This is a genomic window from Chryseobacterium sp. FP211-J200 (assembly GCF_001643375.1).
Lineage (GTDB): Bacteria > Bacteroidota > Bacteroidia > Flavobacteriales > Weeksellaceae > Epilithonimonas > Epilithonimonas ginsengisoli.
In genome coordinates this window covers 78,651-96,816 of record NZ_LSHB01000010.1, presented here as the reverse complement: position 1 = coordinate 96,816, position 18,166 = coordinate 78,651, and the positions used below count along the sequence as shown (strand labels likewise).

Sequence of the window (18,166 nt, the reverse complement as noted above, 5' to 3'; positions counted from 1 at the left end):
TTGGTATGTAGCGTTAAAAAGTCTTATTTTTGCTGACAAATATCATAGGTATGTCTCTTGAACAACAATTGGTTATAGAAGAAAATTTCTCAAAAGCTTTCAATAGAGAATCTTTGCGCGAAAGTCTTAACTCTGAAGACTTTGACATGTACGAAAAGACACTAAAAGTTTTGGAATTCGCAAAAGGTGAAGTCGTTTTTGAAGATGGAGAATCTCCCAAAGGCGTCTATTTTATAGAGAACGGAACGGCAAAATTGTCCAAATCAGGCGTTTACGGAAAAGACCAGATCTTGAGATTCTGTAAAGAAAAAGATCTGATCGGTTACCGTTCATTGCTTTGTGGTGAAAATTTCCAGGCTAATGCAGAAGCAATGACGCCAATGAAAGTTCAGTTTTTGCCAGCTGATGTATTCTTGCGCTTGTTGGAAGTTGATCCAAAATTGTCCTATGCAATGCTTCAGAAGATCGCTTACGAATTGGGCGAATCTGCAAATACAGTTACCTTCCTTGCACAAAAAACGGTGAGAGAAAGACTGGCAGAGATCCTTATTTTACTTGAACAGAAGCTTGGAACCGATCCAGAAGGATTCATCAAGATTTCTTTGACGAGAGAGGAAATCGCAAACTTGATCGGAACTGCTACAGAAAGCGCGATCAGACTGATCTCAGAATTCAAACAAGATGATCTGATCTCTGTAGAAGGAAGAAATATCAAAATCCTAAACCGCGACAAACTGATCAAACTTGGTCACGTCGTTATATAAATGATAATGGATGAATGATAATCGATTGTCATTCGTCGTTTTCAATTTTCTAAATCATTTATCACCCATAATTTATCATTCATAATCATGTCTGTACACTCCGAAATAAAAAAGATCACCACAGAGACCTTGCGAAAAATGAAATTCGATAAGGAGAAGATCACAATGCTGACGGCTTACGATTTCACAACCGCTAAAATGGTAGACGCTGGCGGCGTGGACTCTATCTTGATCGGTGATTCTGCTGCAAATGTAATGGCTGGTTTTGAAACCACTTTACCAATTACACTTGATCAGATGATCTATCACACACAATGCGTCGTTCGTGGTGTAGAAAGAGCTTTGGTGGTGGCCGATCTTCCTTTCGGAACTTATCAAAGCAATCCAGAGAAGGCTTTGGAATCTGCGGTAAGAATGATGAAAGAAGGTGGCGCTCATGCCATCAAGATCGAAGGTGGGAAAGAGATCGAGGATTCTATCAGGAAAATAGTGAATGCTGGAATTCCGGTTTGCGGACATCTTGGTTTGACGCCTCAAAGTATCTATCAATTCGGAACTTATAAAGTACGCGCTAAAGAAGATGCAGAAGCAGAAAAATTGATTGCTGATTGCAAGCTTCTGGAAGAACTAGGATGTTTTGCTATTGTTTTGGAAAAAATTCCGGCGGCACTTGCAAAAAGAGCTTCGGAAAGTATTTCTATCCCGACCATTGGGATAGGCGCTGGACAGGATTGTGACGGACAGGTTCTTGTTTACCACGATATGGTGGGGATGAATCAAGGTTTCTCTCCAAAATTCCTTAGAAGATATTTGGATCTGTACACAGAGGTCACTGGCGCCGTTTCGCAATATGTGAAAGACGTGAAAAGTTCAGACTTCCCGAATGAGAAGGAAAGTTATTGATCATAAACTTTAAAAAGATATCAAACCCTTTCAGAGATCAGAACTCTGGAAGGGTTTTAATTATAAATACATTTAGAATGATTCAGAAAATAACCAAGTTCCTATCTTTTATTGTAATTCTAGTCTCAATGGTTTCCTGTGTTTGTCAAACAAAATTTGGGACGAGAACAGAGATCTATGACAAAAAAGATTCATTAAAATCCCTAGCAAGAATCAAGGAAATCAAAAATCTTGATTATTCTGATTTCAAAGCGGGGAAATTTGATAATGGAAAAGAGGCAGTAAATTATCGTTTTCTAAAACCTTCGAAGCTCGAACAAGACAAAAAATATCCTTTGATCTTGGTATTTCACGGTTCAGGAGCAGTTGGGACAAATAACACTTCGCAAATGGGCGTTTTATCAAAAATATGGTTGCTTCCGGAAAATCGGGAGAAATATCAAACTTATGTTTTGTCGCCTCAGTTTCCAATTCGGTCGTCCAATTATCATCTGGATGAAACCCGAAATGTGAAGGTTTCTGAGTCTAATGAACACTTAGATCTGGTTTTAAAGTCAATAGATTCATTAATTTTAAAAGAAAATATCGACCCAAGTAGGATTTACGTGATGGGATTCTCGATGGGTGGGGCAACAACTTCCAACGCGATTTCAAAAAGACCTGATCTGTTTGCTGCGGCAATCAATATTTCAGGGATTTCTCAGTTCGATAAAATGGAGGAACTGACGAAAATGCCCATTTGGATCGTCCACGGAAGTCTGGATACGGACAATTTCCCTCAAAGCAATTTCAAGTTTTTTGAAGAGATGAAGACGAAAGGAAACGTTTTCCTCTGGGAATATAAAGACAAATATCACAACAATATTCTCTCTGCCGAGTTGGTAGATGAGATCCCGAAATGGCTTTTCAAGCAAACTAAAAAATAAAATTTACGAATGAAATCGCCATGATCTGTAAACGCAAACAACAATAAAAGTTGAGCGATTGCATGTGGCATTTGAAATACAATAACTCTATTCACATGAAAAATTCTCAAACAATACAAGGTGTTCTTTCCATTTTAGCTCTGATCTGCCTTGCGGTAGGTTGGTTCAATTTATTTTCTCCGGAGATCACGGACTTGCTTTACCATAGACTCTTTTACATTTTTATAGGATTAAGTTTCATCTTTCAGGCGCAATCTTTCCTTAATCAAAAATTTGTTTATCTGATGTACATTGCTGCTGGATTGTGTATTGTTGGCGCATTTTTGCCTTTCGACTCTCAGTTTGCAAGGATCAAGACGATTGGACTTTTTACGGGCGTCATTGTTTCTGTATTCAATAGACAAAGGATCTCTAAAGGTTAAGATTATCTTTAAAGTTTTAAATATTTTTATTAATTTTAGTAAAAACATTTAAAAACACAAAAGATGAATTATCGTGCAGAACTACAAGTCTTACTAGATGACGAGACTTTGGATGTGGAAACTTGGCTTTATAGTTATCCAATCGAAGAAGGACCTTTTCTGATCCTTGAGTACAAAAATTTTATGCAAAAATGGGCTATTGAGAATGATGATTTTCAAACTGTAGAGGAATTGCAATGCTTGGACAATCTTGCAGAAAAAATGCAAAATTTTGCTATTGATAAGCTTGCTGAGAGACAGGAAAAACAAAACAGAGTGAAAGTTTTGAAGGAAAAAATAGAATTTTTGAAACAAGAGATTCTAAAAAACGATCTTAAAGAGGTACAAGTTTCTGAGAAAGTTTTGGAAGAATTACGGGAGATTGTCGAATATCTGAAAAGTAACGATATGTATGATGAGGAACTATGGGGACGATTGCAACATTTACTATAATAATTTTAAGCAAAAATGACTCAATATTTTTCTGAAGACCAGATCATGTATGAAGACAATCACATGATGGTCATCAACAAAAAGGCCGGACAGCTCGTCCAAGGCGACAAAACCGGTGATCTGTCTTTGTTGGAGTTGATCAAGGATTTCATCAAAAAAAGAGATGACAAACCTGGCAATGTTTTCCTTGGTTTGGTTCACAGGATCGATCGCCCAACTTCTGGTTTGGTCATCTACGCGAAGACCTCAAAAGCACTTTCCCGATTGACAGTAATGGTAAAAGATCGAGAAGTCAAAAAAACATATTGGGCACTTGTGGCGAAAGAGATGATCCCGAAATCGCAAAGGCTGGTTCATTATCTTCAAAAAAATGAGAAGACCAATAAAGCGACCGTTTTTGTAAAACAGACAGAAGGTGCAAAAGAATCGATCTTGACTTATCACATCATAAAAACATTGGACAATTATCAGCTGTTGGAAATCGATCTGGAAACGGGAAGACACCATCAGATCCGCGCGCAATTATCAAAAATAGGTATTCCAATAAAAGGCGATTTGAAATATGGCGCTCCACGTTCCAATCCAGATGGCGGGATCTCTCTTCATGCCAGAAAACTCCAGTTCATTCATCCTGTGACTAAAGAAAATATTGAGATCATAGCGCCAGTTCCGCAGAATGATGCGGTTTGGAAAGCGTGTGAAGATTAATTTTGTGGAAGGCTTCCAGCACTATCTTCTTTTTTCGTGCTGTTAAGATTGTTTTCTTCCTTTGCCAGTTTATTTCGTGTAGGAATCTTATAATTGAAAGAAACTCCAAATCTTCTTGTGTCATATTTGCTGGATAAATATACATTAGGAGATTGTGAAATAGAATGGAACTGATTCATTTGGGTGTTAAAAATATCGTCAGCGTAGACAGAAACAGTCAATCTGTCATTCATAAATTTCTTTGATACAGTGATGTCAAACGAGCTGTTCAAAGGTTTGTCTGCAACGAAATAATAGTAATTCCCCTTTGTGGTCGTGTAGTTGTAATTCGCTACGAATTTGATTTCTTTTGGTAATATAATTTGTGCCATCAGATTGAAAATCCAAAAGCCTTTTGTCTCGATATCAGGAAGTTGATGTTTTTGGTAAGCTGCGTAAAGATACAAGAAATTGATTTTGTCAGGATTGAAATCAAATTTCAACATTTCCTTGATACTTTTGCTAAAAACCATAAACGGAATTGGAATTCCCAAGTTGAAATTGTGTATTTTAAGTTCCGAAACATTCACTTGGGTATTTCTGATGACATCATCTTTTCTAGAGATTTTCTGTACAACTTGGTTCGTCGCAACACTCACATTGTAACCGATAAACGCGTAATCAAAAGCACTTATTTTCGCTTCGTAATTATCATAGATTGCTGGTTGTAGTTCGGGATTCCCATTGGTGTCAGAGTTAGGTCCGGCGAACGTATTGTTGTTTGGATTGAGGACAGAAATACTTGGAAGGCTTATCTTTTTATTGTAATTAATGGTGAAATAGACCTGCTTCATAAAGTTGTACTGCACACTTGCATTCGGAAACAATTTGAATTTCTTGAATGGCATCAAGTTTTTTGCGGAAGAAATTTCTCCCAAACTATCTCGTTCCCTGTAGATTCCATCAATGTCATAATCCTCAGCTCTGGTTCCCAGTATAAAATCAAACTGTTTCAGCTTCGCCTGCAATTCCACATAGGAAGAAGCTGTTTGCCTTTGATAATCTAGATTGGTAATGCCTCCGTCCTGCGTTTCGAAATTTTGTTTTTCGTAAAGTCCACCTAAGCTTATTTTTCCTTCATCAAAAATTTTCAAAGACTGTGTGTAATCTACTTTGAAATTCACATTGTTCATATTAGAATTATTGTCCAAAACTCTTTCTTTGATGATCAAATTTTCCTGGACAAAATCACTTTTAGAACTAGAGTAAGCCAATTTTAAATCTAGCTTTTTATTTTTATCAGAAAATCTCTTTTGATAGGTTGCAACTGCTTCATTTCGGTTTATCAGCGTGCTTGCAAGGTCTTCAGAATTATAATTGATGCCCTGGAAAATGCCGTTTCCTAAGGTTGTAAAATCATTGTTATTGTGATAGATGTCGTAGTTCAAAAGCAGTCTGTCTTCGCCCAAATCAAATGTTACAGCAGTTTTCGCAAAATAATTCCGTACGATTCTGTCTGTGTTAGTTGTTACCAAATTATCTTGGTTGGAATCTAAAGAACTCTCTCTGTAATTCTGCCCAAAATTGAGCTGCCAGCCAAATAGTTTGTTTCTGGCGTTCAGATTCATAGAATTGTTTACGCGACTTCTGTACTTATCATAATTGGTAAAATTGTAATTCCCAGAGTACGTGGCGGTCAAATAATTCTTAGCCGATTTTCCAGTGATGATATTCAGAATTGCTCCGCCGGAAGTTGCAGGAAATTCTGCTCCGGGATTGGTTACGATTTCTATTCTTTCTATGGCGTTGGCAGGCATTCCTTCCAGAAAAGCATTCAATTCGTTGCTGGAGATATTCAGCGGTCTTCCATCCATAAAAACATCGAGTAGTTTCCCTTGGTACATCATTCCGGCAATGTCCGTTGCAACCAGACCCGGGAGTTTCTTCAAACCTTCCATCACGGAACCGGAATTGAGACTTGGCTGCTCCGAGAAATCGAAAATCGTTCTATCCGCTTTCTGTTCTACTGCTTTTTTGGTTTTGGTAATGGTTACAGATTCTATTTCTTTTTCTTTGTCACTTTCCTTTTTCGGGGTTTCCTGCGCGAAGTAGATGTGACTGAGAAACAAAGCAGAAATAGAAAGAATACATTTGATGTTCATAGTTTAGTTTGAACTCTATTAGACTATCGGTTGTTCAAATTGTTACATCACAACGCTATTGGACTCTATCTTTCTCTTCAAAGTTGATATTCTTTTTATTGATCTGCTTCTTGTTTCCAAAAGTGTAATTCACGCTCAAACGCAAACTTCTGCCGTCCCAATAATTATTCATGAGTTGCTTACTGTCTTCAAAATACATTTGACCTTTGTATCGTTGTCCAAAAATATTGGTAACCGTCGCATTGATCTGAAGCTGTTTTTCCATCAATGAAATTTTAAATCCAGAATTCAAATTGGAAAAGTTCTCAAAATGGGAATTCACATTTTTGTAAGGCAAGCTTTGGTCATAATTAAGGAGAAGAGCAACCGTTTTAGCTTTATTCAATGTGAAAGTATTATTAATGGAATAGCTCAAAGAATAACCTTTAAAAGTCTGGGCATTGATATTGAACACTTCCGAAGTCTGATAGGAAGCATTGGCAGTAATATTGGCTTCCCAGAATTTGAAGAACGTGTCTGTGTACGAAACATTCATCCCATAAAAATCATTATTGTAATAATTTTTGTAATCTCCGGTTTGAGAAATTCCGTCCAGATAAGCCACTTGCCCAAAAGCATTGGTCATTCTCAGGTAATAGATGCTTGCCGAGAATTTGTTGTTATAAGTGTAACCCAATTCATAATTGCTAATGTAGGAAGGCGTCAGAAGAGGATTTCCTGTAGAGTAAGAATATGGATTTTCGTACCATTTGAAAGGATTCAGATTGCTCATGCTTGGTCGGTTGATTCTTCTTGAATAAGACAAACTGAACACATTTTTATCTTCCTTATAAGAAACAAAAGCTGACGGAAACCATTGTCCATATGAGAAATTAGTAGCGGTGCTTTTCACAAATGTATTTTCATATCGCAATCCTGCTTTCGTTTCCCAGTGTTCCCCGAAACTTTTCCCAAAACTGAAGTAAGCGGCGTAATTTTCTTCTCGGTAATTGAAAGTGCTGCTTTTTTCGTTATCCATAATGTACTGATCATTTTCCAGATCGAAATATTTCAAATCTGCAGAATTTCTGAATTGATTGAATTTTACACCAGTCTCGATTGTTCCAAATGAAAAAGGCAATTCCAGATCCGCCTGAACCGAGAAGATCTGAGGCTTGATCATCGACAAAGTTTTCACCTCCTGAATCGTATTTTCCGGAAGTGTCAATGTGGAGAAGTTAACTTCTGTATCGTTATTATTTTTATAAAAATTCCCTGCAAAACTCAATTTCTTCCCAAGCGAATCCAACTTCAAATCATAATAAGTACTCACAGTGTGCGTTGGCGATTTTTCTCTGTGAAAAGTGTTGGTCAATAGATTTTTTTCCTTCAAATCAGAACTGATGTTTCTCGTGGTGTTCAAGATGTCCATTCCGTTTTTCCCGTTATCGAAAATATATTCCATTCCAACTTCAGAATTTTTATTGATTTTGTAAGAAGCACTCAAGTTAGGTGTCAAATCCTGCCACATATCTTTTCGGACAGACCTGCTGTAATTCTGCGAAGCGCCGAGAATCGTATATCTTTCATCCGCTTGTTTTGCACCTTCGATGTAACTTGTTTTCAGACTTAAGCTTAATTTTTCAGTTTGATAGTTCAGAGTTCCATTAGTACTTCCATTATAATAAGTTCGTTGCGTCAAGCCTGTGCTGATGTTGCCACTAAAGCCAAGATTTGGATTTTTCTTCAGAATAATATTGATGAGTCCGCTGTTTCCCTGTGCTTCATATTTTGCTGGCGGCGTTGTGATGACTTCGATTTTTGAAATATTTTCTGAACGGATGGATTTCAAATAATTAAGAAGTGCAGTTCCGGAAAGATTCAGCATTTTTCCATTGATCATCACATTCACGCTGCTTTTCCCAATGATAGAGATCGTTCCAAGATTCTCATCCACTTTCAGCATCGGAACATTGGCCAGAGTTTCGCCCGCATCCATTCCCTGCGAAGCGATTGATGCATCAACATTAAATATAAGTCTGTCTGCTTTTCTTTCAAGCAATTTTTTCTTGACTAATATATTGACTTGCTCTATGGTTTTGAGGCTGTCATTTTTCGTTTGCGAAACTAATGCAATTGGAAAAAGAGATATGATGAGTAAGTGTTTTGCTTTCATTCTTCTGGTTTTTGGTTCAGATTAAGTTTGTAGTAGTTTTATTGAGAAAAAGGAATAATTAGAAGACTCGGAAAAATCCAAATCTAGAATACATCAGTGATTTTAATCAGATTGAATCTTTCGTCTAATTTGATAAACTCCTGCATCATGGCTGCGTGTCCTTGGCCAACAATGATGACAATGTTTTGGTCGTTGTCAGAAACTGTATTTTGAATTGTAGAGTACATGATAAGGTTTCTGTGATACCAGCCTGCGACAAGGTCGGAGCCGTAAAAATCAGGTGTTTTGTTTAGTCTGTTGAATAGATTGATATAAATGCCTTTGTTCTGCTGCAGCTCTTTTTCTGTATTAAAACATTTTAAAATATCTGCTAGATCATTTTTGGAATAGCACGAGTTTGTTTTATTGCTGGACTCATCGATTTTTTTCTGAAATGCAGATTCATCTATTGTTTGCATTTCCTTTGCTTTTTGTTGGAAAAGGTCAAATCTCATTTCAGCAGGATGATCCATTGCGTAAACCTTTTGGTTTTCGGATTTTTTAGCAAGTCTGAACCCAAGCTGGAAAATTTCGCATTCTTCAAAATATCTTTTCTGCCATGCTTTTGTGAGAGTGTCAGCTTGGTAATAAGCTTTTCCGGTTTTGTACAGATCATAGAACTTGTCCAAAGTTTTCTGGTTTTTGCTAGGATATTCTACAAAGACTTTTGTCGGTTTATATTTTTCAACAATTTTATTTGTAATTTTTTCCAGGCTGTTTTGTCTATGATCTTTTAGAATATCAATTTCTTCAGATTTTGCGGCATCTTTTCCAGGATTGTTGAAATGCATTGTTCCTATTAGGATGACATTGATTTTCTTTTGACTGGCACAATAGATACAAACAAGACTAAGGATAAGTGTGAATAAAGATTTCATATGTTTAAATTTTTCTTGATGCAAATGTATTTTCAAAGTCTTTCTTTTGAAATAGCGATTAGATTTGATGAGGTTTTGATCCGACCAAACTATTTTCATCGGTAAAAAACAGGCGTTCATAGAATTTGGTGTTGTGGATGTTTTTGCTGTCCTTATTTTTGGAATATGAAAAAAGTAACTCTCATTTTGATTTTGGCATCGATGGTGTCCTGCATCGGAAAACATCGGGTAGATGTTTGGAAAACGATAGCAATTGCGCCTGGAGACAGCATTGTCTTACAAAAGTTAAAAGCACCCGCAACTTTAGAAATTAAAAATCTTTCGCACGAAACGGTAAATCTGGTTTCGGAACTGCATATGCCGAAAACCATCATCGCAAAATCTAAATTCCAATACAGATTGCCAAAAAGGAGCAGATTGATAATGGAGAATCCAAATTCAGATTCCGTTTCAATACATTTGCACTATTCTTCGTCAAAACCAATTATTATTAATAACAAAGAACTACGATGAAAAAGAAACAAATCATCTGGCTTCAAATCATCTATTGGAGTCTCAACTTTTTTGGAACTGTGATTACACCTTTGTATTTCTTTGGCAAAGAGACCCACCTGCAGAGTACGGTTTTGAGAATTACCTTTTTCCTCGCGGGAATTATCACATTTTACATTTGTTATTTGGTCATCATTCCAAAAGTTTTCAGACAGGAGAAAGTTTATACGGTTATTCTTTCATTTTTCCTGTCAATTCTGTGCTTCGCCACAATACGATATTTGATGGAAGAAGTTTTGCTGCCGGCGACTTTTGGCTTTAGAAATTACAATCAGGAAACGGGATTGCTTTATTACTTTTTTGATAACATTTATTACGGTTGTATCAATGTTTTCATCGCTGGAATAATGTGGTTGCTGGAAAAATTCGGAGTGATTGAAACCGAAAGACAAAAACTGGAACAGGAAAGAAACGAGGCGAAAATTCAGGCTTTGAAGACGCAGATCAATCCGCATTTTATTTTCAATACACTCAATAATATCTATTCCTTAATATATCAGAATTCGGAAAAGGCTTTGCCAGCGATTGAGGAATTGAGTCAGTTATTAAGATACAGCACGAAGGATTTGGAGAAAAATTTCATTCCATTGGAAAAGGAAATTGGTTATCTGGAAAGTTTGATAGAACTGGAAAAACTCCGAATCAAAAATCCTGAATTATTATTGATTGAAAAAAAAATTAATCATCCCAACCTTAATATTTCGCCAATGCTTTTGGTCCCGTTTGTAGAAAATGCTTTCAAACACGGTGATTTCAGTGGGAAAGGTTTCACTTTAAAAATTTCAGATAACAATCAAACTTTGAATTTCCATCTTCGAAACTTCAAAAAACAAAGGTCAAAAGATTCACTTTCCGGAATTGGAATTGGGAATGTGAAAAAACGACTGGAAATCCTTTATCCCAAAAAACACGAACTGAACATAGTTGAAACCGAAACCGAATTTTCTGTAGATTTGACAATTGATTTGAAATAATGAGGAGAATTAAATGCATCGTTGTGGATGACGAACCTTTAGCAATCCAGCTTTTGGAAAATTATGTGATGAAAATTCCTTTTCTGGAACTGGTTTTTTCTGCGGAAAATCCGATTTTGGCTTTAGAATATATTCAGAAGAACGAGGCTGATTTGATTTTCTTGGATATCCAAATGCCGGAATTGTCTGGAATCAATTTTATGAAGATCGTTGGTGATAAACTGAAATATATTCTCACAACAGCTTATTCAGAATATGCTTTGGAAGGTTACGAGCACAATGTCATCGATTATCTTCTGAAACCAATTTCGTTCGGTCGTTTCGAGAAAAGTGCTTTGAAAGCTCAGGAAAGATTTCCAACCAATGAATCTTCAGCCAATTCTTACTTCTTCGTAAAATCTTCCGGACAGCAACATAAAATCAATTTTGATGAAATCCTGTTTGTAGAAAGCATCAAAGATTATGTCAACATCAAAACCGAAAATCAGGAATACATTGTCCTCGACACTTTGAAATCTCTCGAAAGTCAGCTTCCCGAAAACTTCGTCAGAGTGCATAAATCCTTCATTCTCAATCTTAACAAAATTGAAAAAATCGATGTGAGAAATGTCTTCCTCAATTCCGGAAAAGAAATTCCGATCGGCGAAACCTACAAATCCGAATTCTTTCTGAAAATTAGGAAATAATATGTGATAGAAGGAATTCGGTAATTATTCAATGATCATTTTTGGCTAAATTATAAAAAAACTTAGCTTTGCATTATAAACACACAAATGCAAGAAAAATTATTGGATATTATCAATTCCATAAAAAGAAATAAGTTCGAGGATCAATTTTTGGAACTTAAACCTGAACAACAATTGAGGGAAGATCTCAACTTCGATTCGTTTGACCTCGCAGAATTGACGGTGAAGATCGAAGAAGAATTTGGAGTCGATATTTTCGAAGATGGATTGGTGAATTCGGTCCATGAGATCTACGCAAAACTCTAATGTTTTTCCTCATCGATCGCAATATTTCCTTGTCTTACGAGGAGATTCTGCAACACATCAATCATTCCCAATCTTATACAGACTGCTACATCTATCCAGATCTGAGGTCCTTTTTTCTGAATTGGATCTTTGCTTTGGTGAATGAGAAAAATATCACTTTGGTAGATTCTGATCTGTCCGAGAAAGAAATTACTTCGAACAATTTGGCTGTCGATCAAATCATCAAAATTGATGTTCCAAAACGACTAAACTCTGTTGATGAATTGGTAAATTCAATAAGATATTCCAATTCTGAGATCACACTTTTCACTTCTGGAACCACTGGTTTTACAAGGAAATTCACGCATCCGCTGAAAAATCTCATCAGAAAGATCAATGTTTCTGATGAGAGAAAGAACGATGTTTGGGGATTCGCTTTCAATTCGACACATGTTGCCGGCGTTCAGGTTTTCTTTCAGGCGATCTTGAATCACAATCTTTTGGTCAACGTCTTTATGGAATCCAAAGATTTTATCATTAATGCAATTGAGAATCATGAGATCACCAATCTTTCCTCAACGCCGACCTTTTATAGATTGCTTTTACCGTTAGATCGATTATTTGATTCCGTAAAAAAAATCACGATCGGTGGCGAGAAGTCCGACAATCATTTGATCTCGCAAGTGGAAAAAACCTTTCCAAATGCAAGGATCAACAATGTTTACGGTTCTACGGAAACCGGACCTCTATTTTCTTCCGAGAATGACGAATTCATCGTTCAGGATAAACATATTGGTTTGATAAAAGTAGTTGATGACGAATTGTACATTCACAAAGATCTGTTTGGGAAAACGACTCAGCTCAATTTGATCGATGATTTTTACGCAACAGGTGATCGCATCGAATGGATTGATGATGAACAAAGAAACTTCCGTTTTACATCAAGGAAAAATGAACTGATCAATGTTGGCGGCTACAAAGTGAATCCATATGAAGTGGAAGATGAGCTGACCCAACATCCAAAGATCAGAAACGTCAGAGTTTTCGGAAGGTCAAGCACCGTTCTTGGAAACGTCATTTGTTGTGAAATAGAATTGCTTTCTGATACAGAATTGAAAGAAGAAGATATCAGACATTTTCTTAATGGGAAAATCCAAAATTTTAAAATCCCGAGGAAGATCAGCTTCGTAGAAAAAATAGAATTAACAAGAACCGGAAAAAAGAAGATCATATGAATGTATTAATTACAGGAGTTTCCAGAGGTGTTGGATTAGAGATCAGTAAACTGTTTCTGGAAAACGGACATACAGTTTACGGCATCAGCAGAACAGAATCCGAAGAACTGAAAACTTTGGAACAGCAATATCCCGAAAATCTATTTTTTAAAATTTTTGACCTTTCCAATCCGGAAGAGATCAAACAATCGGTGTTCAAAGAGTTCGTGACCAATCATATCCCAATTCATGTTTTGATCAACAATGCGGCAATGGCTTATGACGATATTGTGACGAATCTCAATTACGACGATTTGAAAACGATGTTCGATGTCAATCTTTATTCGCCAATGTTTCTGACAAAATATGCGATCAGAAATATGATCTACAACCGGATTGCCGGAAGTATTATCCATATTTCATCGATCAGCGCGCACACAGGCTACAAAGGTTTGTCGATGTACGCAGCGTCCAAAGGGGCTTTGCAGTCATTTTCAAAAAATATTTCCAGAGAATGGGGCGAGCGTGGCATCCGCTCCAACATCGTAGTTCCGGGTTATATGGAAACGGCGATGAATGCCAAACTAACAGCCGAACACAAAAGCAGGATCTTCAAAAGAACAGCTCTGAAAAAAGAAACCGATATGAGGTCTGTTGCAGAAACTGTTCTGTTTTTGTCAGACGAACGCTCAAGATCCATCACGGGTCAAGAGATTTTTGTAGATTCTGGAACTTTATAAAACTAAAAACTAATGATTAACTTCATATACAAAACCCTCAATTTGATTCCCAAAACGATTGCAAAGATCGAGAAACTCTATTCTTTCAGCGTACTCAATTCACATTCTGGTGTGACGCTCCATTCAGATCTGAAGATCGGAAAAGCAACCACATTTGAATTGGACGATAATGCAATATTTGAGATTGGTAAAAATGTCATCTGGAGAGATCATAATGCCATCAGGATCAGAAAAGGTGGGCGTTTGATCTTGGGGAACAATGTGGATCTTGGACATTATATTTCCATCAATTGTTTGGATAAGATTGAATTGGGTGACGATACCTGCGTGGCAGAAGGCTGCAAATTCTATGATCACGATCACGCTTTGGATACGAAACCGGAATATGTCTGGCACAAGCATGAATTCAATACAGCGGCGATCATCATTGGCAAAAATGTAAAAATATACAGCAACGTTACTGTTCTCAAAGGTGTGACGATTGGCGACAACTGCATCATCGGAGCCAATTGTGTGATCTCACGTAATGTTCCTGCTAATTCTATTATTTTCGGAAAACACGAGTTGATGAGGTTACCGTTGATGTAATTTTGGGCAGCTTTATCCGCCTTCCGTTCCCGCTTTTTTTCCTTGGCTTTTCCCAATGCAAAAAAGAGCTCCACTCAAGTCGGGCTGCAGAGATTCAGGGATTAAAAAACGATTTCAGAAAAATTTTAAAAACTTTAAAGTAAAAAAATAGCAGTGTCGTCATATTCATATGGACTCGCTATCTTTACAGCAAATGACCGAAACTAGATCTGCATCGATTACGGAGGTCGTAAAAAATTACGGCTCTCAACTCTTGCGCTTTATCAATTCTAAAGTGGCAAAGACGGAGGATGCAGAAGATATTCTGCAGGAAGTTTGGTTTCAAACCAGCCGATTGACCAATTTGAATGAATTGGAAAACGTTGGTGCCTGGCTCTACTCGGTAACCCGAAACAAGATCATCGACAGTTATCGCAAGAAAAAAACAGAATCTCTAGAAGATTTTGTCTATCAGGACGAAGACGGCGAACTGAATGTGAAAGACATTCTCCTGGCAGATGACAGCAACAATCCGGAAGTTGGAATGTTCAAAGATCTATTCTGGGACGAATTGATGAAAGCCTTGGATGAACTTCCGGAAAAGCAGAAAAGAGTTTACGTTCAAAATGAGCTGGAAGATAAAACCTTGCAGGAAATTGCAGATGCAGAGGGCGAGAACATCAAAACAATTATCAGTAGAAAGTCGTACGCGGTAAAACATTTGCGAAAAAAGATGCAGCGACTTTATAATGATCTGAAAAATTAATTTTAAGAAAATGAACAAGCATAAAAAGAAATTTTGGTTAGCATTCCCTTGCATCATTGCTGCAATCGGACTGTTTATTTGGTTTTTCCAATGGCTTTGGAATATGGTTTTGCCAGATGTTTTGGGCGTGAAAGTGATCACTTATTGGCAGTCTCTTGGAATTTTGCTGATCTCGAAAATCCTATTTGGAGGATTGGCCAATGCGAAAGACAAATTCAAAAACAGGAATGGTTTTGGAAATGACGACCGGGAAATGTGGAAACAAAAATTAGAATCCCGATTTTGCGGCACCGAAGAAGAACGCGAAAAAATGAAACAAATGTGGAAACAAAGATTCGAATCCAAGTTTTGCAGACAAGAACCGGAAACGAACGAGAATAAAATTTAAGAAACAAAATAAAAAATGCCTCACAAATCTGTGAGGCATTTTTATATCCAGAAAACAAGAGTTATTAATTCTGTTTTTCCATTAATTTAATAAGATTCAGCGCGGATCCAGCTTTGAACCATTCGATTTGTCCTGCGTTGTAAGTGTGGTTTGTAACAATCACATCTTTAGTCCCATCTGCGTGGACAAATTCCAGAGACAATTGTTTGCCTGGCGCAAACTGATCAAGGTCTAGGAAGTTGATCGTGTCATCCTCCTGGATCTTGTCGTAATCCTCTTTGTTGTCAAACGTCAACGCCAACATTCCTTGTTTTTTAAGGTTGGTTTCGTGGATACGGGCAAAAGATTTTACCAAAACAGCTCTTACACCAAGATGTCTTGGCTCCATCGCCGCGTGTTCTCTGGAAGAACCTTCGCCGTAATTTTCATCTCCAACTACGATGGTTGGAACGCCATGAGCTTTGTATTGTCTTGCAGAATCCGGAACTGGTTTGTATTGTCCGTCATCTTCATTTTTCACATTATTAGTTTCCATATTGAAGGCGTTTACAGCACCGATCAACATATTGTTGGAAATATTATCAAGGTGACCTCTGTATTTCAACCACGGTCCAGCCATAGAAATATGATCCGTTGTACATTTCCCATAAGCTTTGATCAGAAGTTTCGCGCCCGTGATATTTTTACCATCCCAAGGTGTGAAAGGTTCCAGCAACTGCAATCTGTCCGACGTAGGGGAAACTACAACTTCTACTTTGGAACCATCTTCTGCAGGTGCAATATAACCCGGGTCATCTACATCAAAACCAAGTCTTGGAAGCTCATCACCATTAGGTTCGTCAAGAAGGACCATTTCGCCATCTTTATTTTTAAGTTTATCTGTCAAAGGATTGAAAGTCAAATCGCCTGCGATTGCCAAAGCCGTTACCAATTCTGGCGATCCTACGAAGGCATAAGTGTTTGGATTTCCATCTGCTCTTTTTGAAAAGTTTCTGTTGAAAGAGTGAACGATAGTGTTTTTCTCCTGTTTTTCAGCACCTTCACGTGCCCATTGTCCAATACATGGTCCACAAGCATTAGCGAAAACTTTACCACCGATTTCTTCAAAAGTTTTAATGAAGCCATCTCTTTCTACGGTAAATCTTACCTGTTCAGAACCAGGCGTGATCGTATATTCTGCTTTTACTTCGAGGTTTTTTTCTCCTGCCTGTTTTGCAATGGAAGCCGCTCTTGCGATATCTTCGTAGGAAGAGTTGGTACAAGAACCAATCAATCCAACTTCGATTTTTGTTGGCCAACCGTTTTTCTCAGCGATCTCTTTCATTTGGGAAATAGGTGTTGCTAAGTCTGGCGTGAAAGGTCCGTTAAGATAAGGTTCCAAAGTATCAAGATTGATCTCGATCACTTCGTCAAAATATTTCTCAGGATCGGCTAGAACTTCTGGGTCTGCCTTCAAAACGTGAGCAACAGCATCAGCTGCATCAGCAAGATCTTCTCTGTCTGTTGAACGTAGATATTTGCTCATATTATTATCGTAAGCAAAGATCGAAGTCGTTGCTCCAACTTCTGCACCCATGTTACAAATGGTTCCTTTTCCAGTACAAGAAAGAGATTCTGCACCGTCTCCGAAATATTCTACAATAGCTCCGGTTCCACCTTTTACAGTAAGAATTCCGGCAACTTTAAGGATGACATCTTTGGCCGCAGCCCAACCGTTTAGTCTTCCTGTTAATTTGACGCCGATCATTTTTGGGAATTTCAGTTCCCAAGCCATTCCTGCCATAACGTCAACTGCATCAGCACCACCAACACCGATGGCTACCATTCCAAGTCCTCCAGCATTTACTGTATGAGAATCGGTTCCGATCATCATTCCGCCAGGGAAAGCATAGTTTTCTAAAACCACTTGGTGTATAATTCCAGCACCAGCTTTCCAGAATCCAATGCCGTATTTATTAGAAACCGATTGAAGAAATTGGTAAACTTCGTTGTTTTTATTTTCAGCTTCGATGAGGTCTTTCGCAGCACCAACTCTCGCCTGGATCAAGTGATCAGCGTGAACTGTAGAGGGAACTGCAACCTGTTTTTTTCCTGCCTGCATAAACTGCAAAAGTGCCATTTGTGCCGTTGCATCTTGCATTGCTACTCTGTCTGGTGCAAAGTCCACATAGGATTCGCCACGTTTGAAAGATTCTTTAACCTGTTTCGGGTCCAGGTGGGCGCAAAGTATTTTTTCGGAATAAGTAAGAGGTCTTCCCATAAAAGCTCTTGCATCGTCCACTCTGGTTTCGAAATCAGAATAAACCTTTTTTATCATATCCAAGTCAAAAGTCATATCTCGATTTTATTTTATTATTTAATTGATTAAATTTTCCTTGATTTAATAAGGAAAAGTTGTGTTCTTCTAGTCATCAAATTTTGTTCCTACATGCCTTGAATTGTGAGGAATAAGGTGAATAGGTTCCATATTTTACAACTATCAAGTTACTAAAAATTAAAGTTTCACATTTTAAATTTCAGTTAAAAAAATCATAAGAAGTTTAATATAGAAAAGTTCTAAACAAAA

19 protein-coding genes are annotated in these 18,166 nt (G+C 37.5%); 15 read left to right on the top strand and 4 right to left on the bottom strand.

The window, feature by feature from the left end; translation table 11 throughout:
- Window positions 1-50 precede the first annotated feature (50 nt).
- From AXA65_RS03920 to AXA65_RS03895, 6 genes are all read left to right on the top strand, one after another.
- Window positions 51-764 carry a Crp/Fnr family transcriptional regulator gene (locus AXA65_RS03920; protein ID WP_063968809.1) on the top strand — a complete coding sequence of 238 codons (714 nt, stop codon included), beginning with the start codon at window positions 51-53 and terminating at the stop codon, window positions 762-764.
- Between the two features lie 87 nt (window positions 765-851).
- A complete protein-coding gene (gene panB / locus AXA65_RS03915; protein WP_063968808.1) occupies window positions 852-1,667 on the top strand; it encodes a 3-methyl-2-oxobutanoate hydroxymethyltransferase in 816 nt (271 codons plus the stop codon).
- 77 nt (window positions 1,668-1,744) lie between these two features.
- Window positions 1,745-2,593: an alpha/beta fold hydrolase gene (locus AXA65_RS03910; protein WP_086048064.1), complete on the top strand. Its 849-nt coding sequence runs from the start codon at window positions 1,745-1,747 to the stop codon at window positions 2,591-2,593.
- A 95-nt stretch (window positions 2,594-2,688) separates the two neighbouring features.
- Window positions 2,689-3,015: a hypothetical protein gene (locus AXA65_RS03905; RefSeq protein ID WP_063968806.1), complete on the top strand. Its 327-nt coding sequence runs from the start codon at window positions 2,689-2,691 to the stop codon at window positions 3,013-3,015.
- 63 nt (window positions 3,016-3,078) lie between these two features.
- A complete protein-coding gene (locus tag AXA65_RS03900) occupies window positions 3,079-3,507 on the top strand; it encodes a hypothetical protein (RefSeq protein WP_063968805.1) in 429 nt (142 codons plus the stop codon).
- A 15-nt stretch (window positions 3,508-3,522) separates the two neighbouring features.
- Window positions 3,523-4,215 (top strand): RluA family pseudouridine synthase, encoded by a 693-nt coding sequence (locus AXA65_RS03895; RefSeq protein ID WP_063968804.1) that lies wholly within the window; start codon window positions 3,523-3,525, stop codon window positions 4,213-4,215.
- Here AXA65_RS03895 and AXA65_RS03890 read toward each other — a convergent pair.
- From AXA65_RS03890 to AXA65_RS03880, 3 genes are all read right to left on the bottom strand, one after another.
- Window positions 4,212-6,356 carry an outer membrane beta-barrel protein gene (locus tag AXA65_RS03890; RefSeq protein WP_086048063.1) on the bottom strand — a complete coding sequence of 715 codons (2,145 nt, stop codon included), beginning with the start codon at window positions 6,354-6,356 and terminating at the stop codon, window positions 4,212-4,214. The two genes, AXA65_RS03895 and AXA65_RS03890, sit on opposite strands and share 4 nt — an antisense overlap.
- Window positions 6,357-6,411: 55 nt before the next feature.
- Window positions 6,412-8,511 carry an outer membrane beta-barrel family protein gene (locus tag AXA65_RS03885; protein ID WP_063968803.1) on the bottom strand — a complete coding sequence of 700 codons (2,100 nt, stop codon included), beginning with the start codon at window positions 8,509-8,511 and terminating at the stop codon, window positions 6,412-6,414.
- Window positions 8,512-8,594: 83 nt separating this feature from the next.
- Entirely contained in the window at window positions 8,595-9,428 is an 834-nt protein-coding gene (locus AXA65_RS03880) for a DUF5694 domain-containing protein (protein WP_131797761.1), read from the bottom strand.
- A gap of 165 nt (window positions 9,429-9,593) precedes the next feature.
- Between AXA65_RS03880 and AXA65_RS03875 the strand changes: the two genes are divergently transcribed.
- From AXA65_RS03875 to AXA65_RS03835, 9 genes are all read left to right on the top strand, one after another.
- Entirely contained in the window at window positions 9,594-9,941 is a 348-nt protein-coding gene (locus AXA65_RS03875) for a hypothetical protein (protein WP_063968801.1), read from the top strand.
- Window positions 9,938-10,954, top strand: a complete 1,017-nt coding sequence (locus tag AXA65_RS03870) for a sensor histidine kinase (RefSeq protein WP_063968800.1) — start codon at window positions 9,938-9,940, stop codon at window positions 10,952-10,954. Before AXA65_RS03875 ends, AXA65_RS03870 begins: the two co-directional genes overlap by 4 nt.
- Window positions 10,954-11,640, top strand: a complete 687-nt coding sequence (locus AXA65_RS03865) for a LytR/AlgR family response regulator transcription factor (protein ID WP_063968799.1) — start codon at window positions 10,954-10,956, stop codon at window positions 11,638-11,640. The genes AXA65_RS03870 and AXA65_RS03865 overlap by 1 nt, the downstream gene beginning before the upstream one ends.
- An 87-nt stretch (window positions 11,641-11,727) precedes the next feature.
- Window positions 11,728-11,946 carry an acyl carrier protein gene (locus AXA65_RS03860; RefSeq protein WP_063968798.1) on the top strand — a complete coding sequence of 73 codons (219 nt, stop codon included), beginning with the start codon at window positions 11,728-11,730 and terminating at the stop codon, window positions 11,944-11,946.
- Window positions 11,946-13,160, top strand: a complete 1,215-nt coding sequence (locus AXA65_RS03855) for an ANL family adenylate-forming protein (RefSeq protein ID WP_063968797.1) — start codon at window positions 11,946-11,948, stop codon at window positions 13,158-13,160. The genes AXA65_RS03860 and AXA65_RS03855 overlap by 1 nt, the downstream gene beginning before the upstream one ends.
- A complete protein-coding gene (locus AXA65_RS03850; RefSeq protein ID WP_063968796.1) occupies window positions 13,157-13,879 on the top strand; it encodes an SDR family oxidoreductase in 723 nt (240 codons plus the stop codon). Before AXA65_RS03855 ends, AXA65_RS03850 begins: the two co-directional genes overlap by 4 nt.
- 12 nt (window positions 13,880-13,891) lie before the next feature.
- Entirely contained in the window at window positions 13,892-14,467 is a 576-nt protein-coding gene (locus AXA65_RS03845) for an acyltransferase (protein WP_086048062.1), read from the top strand.
- A 193-nt stretch (window positions 14,468-14,660) separates the two neighbouring features.
- Window positions 14,661-15,212: an RNA polymerase sigma factor gene (locus AXA65_RS03840; RefSeq protein WP_228391613.1), complete on the top strand. Its 552-nt coding sequence runs from the start codon at window positions 14,661-14,663 to the stop codon at window positions 15,210-15,212.
- 10 nt (window positions 15,213-15,222) lie between these two features.
- Window positions 15,223-15,600, top strand: a complete 378-nt coding sequence (locus AXA65_RS03835) for a hypothetical protein (protein ID WP_218281613.1) — start codon at window positions 15,223-15,225, stop codon at window positions 15,598-15,600.
- Window positions 15,601-15,664: 64 nt separating this feature from the next.
- Here the strand turns inward: AXA65_RS03835 and AXA65_RS03830 are convergent, their stop codons facing one another.
- On the bottom strand, window positions 15,665-17,935 hold the full coding sequence (locus AXA65_RS03830; RefSeq protein ID WP_063968793.1) for an aconitate hydratase: 2,271 nt from the start codon (window positions 17,933-17,935) through the stop codon (window positions 15,665-15,667).
- Between the last annotated feature and the right edge of the window lie 231 nt (window positions 17,936-18,166).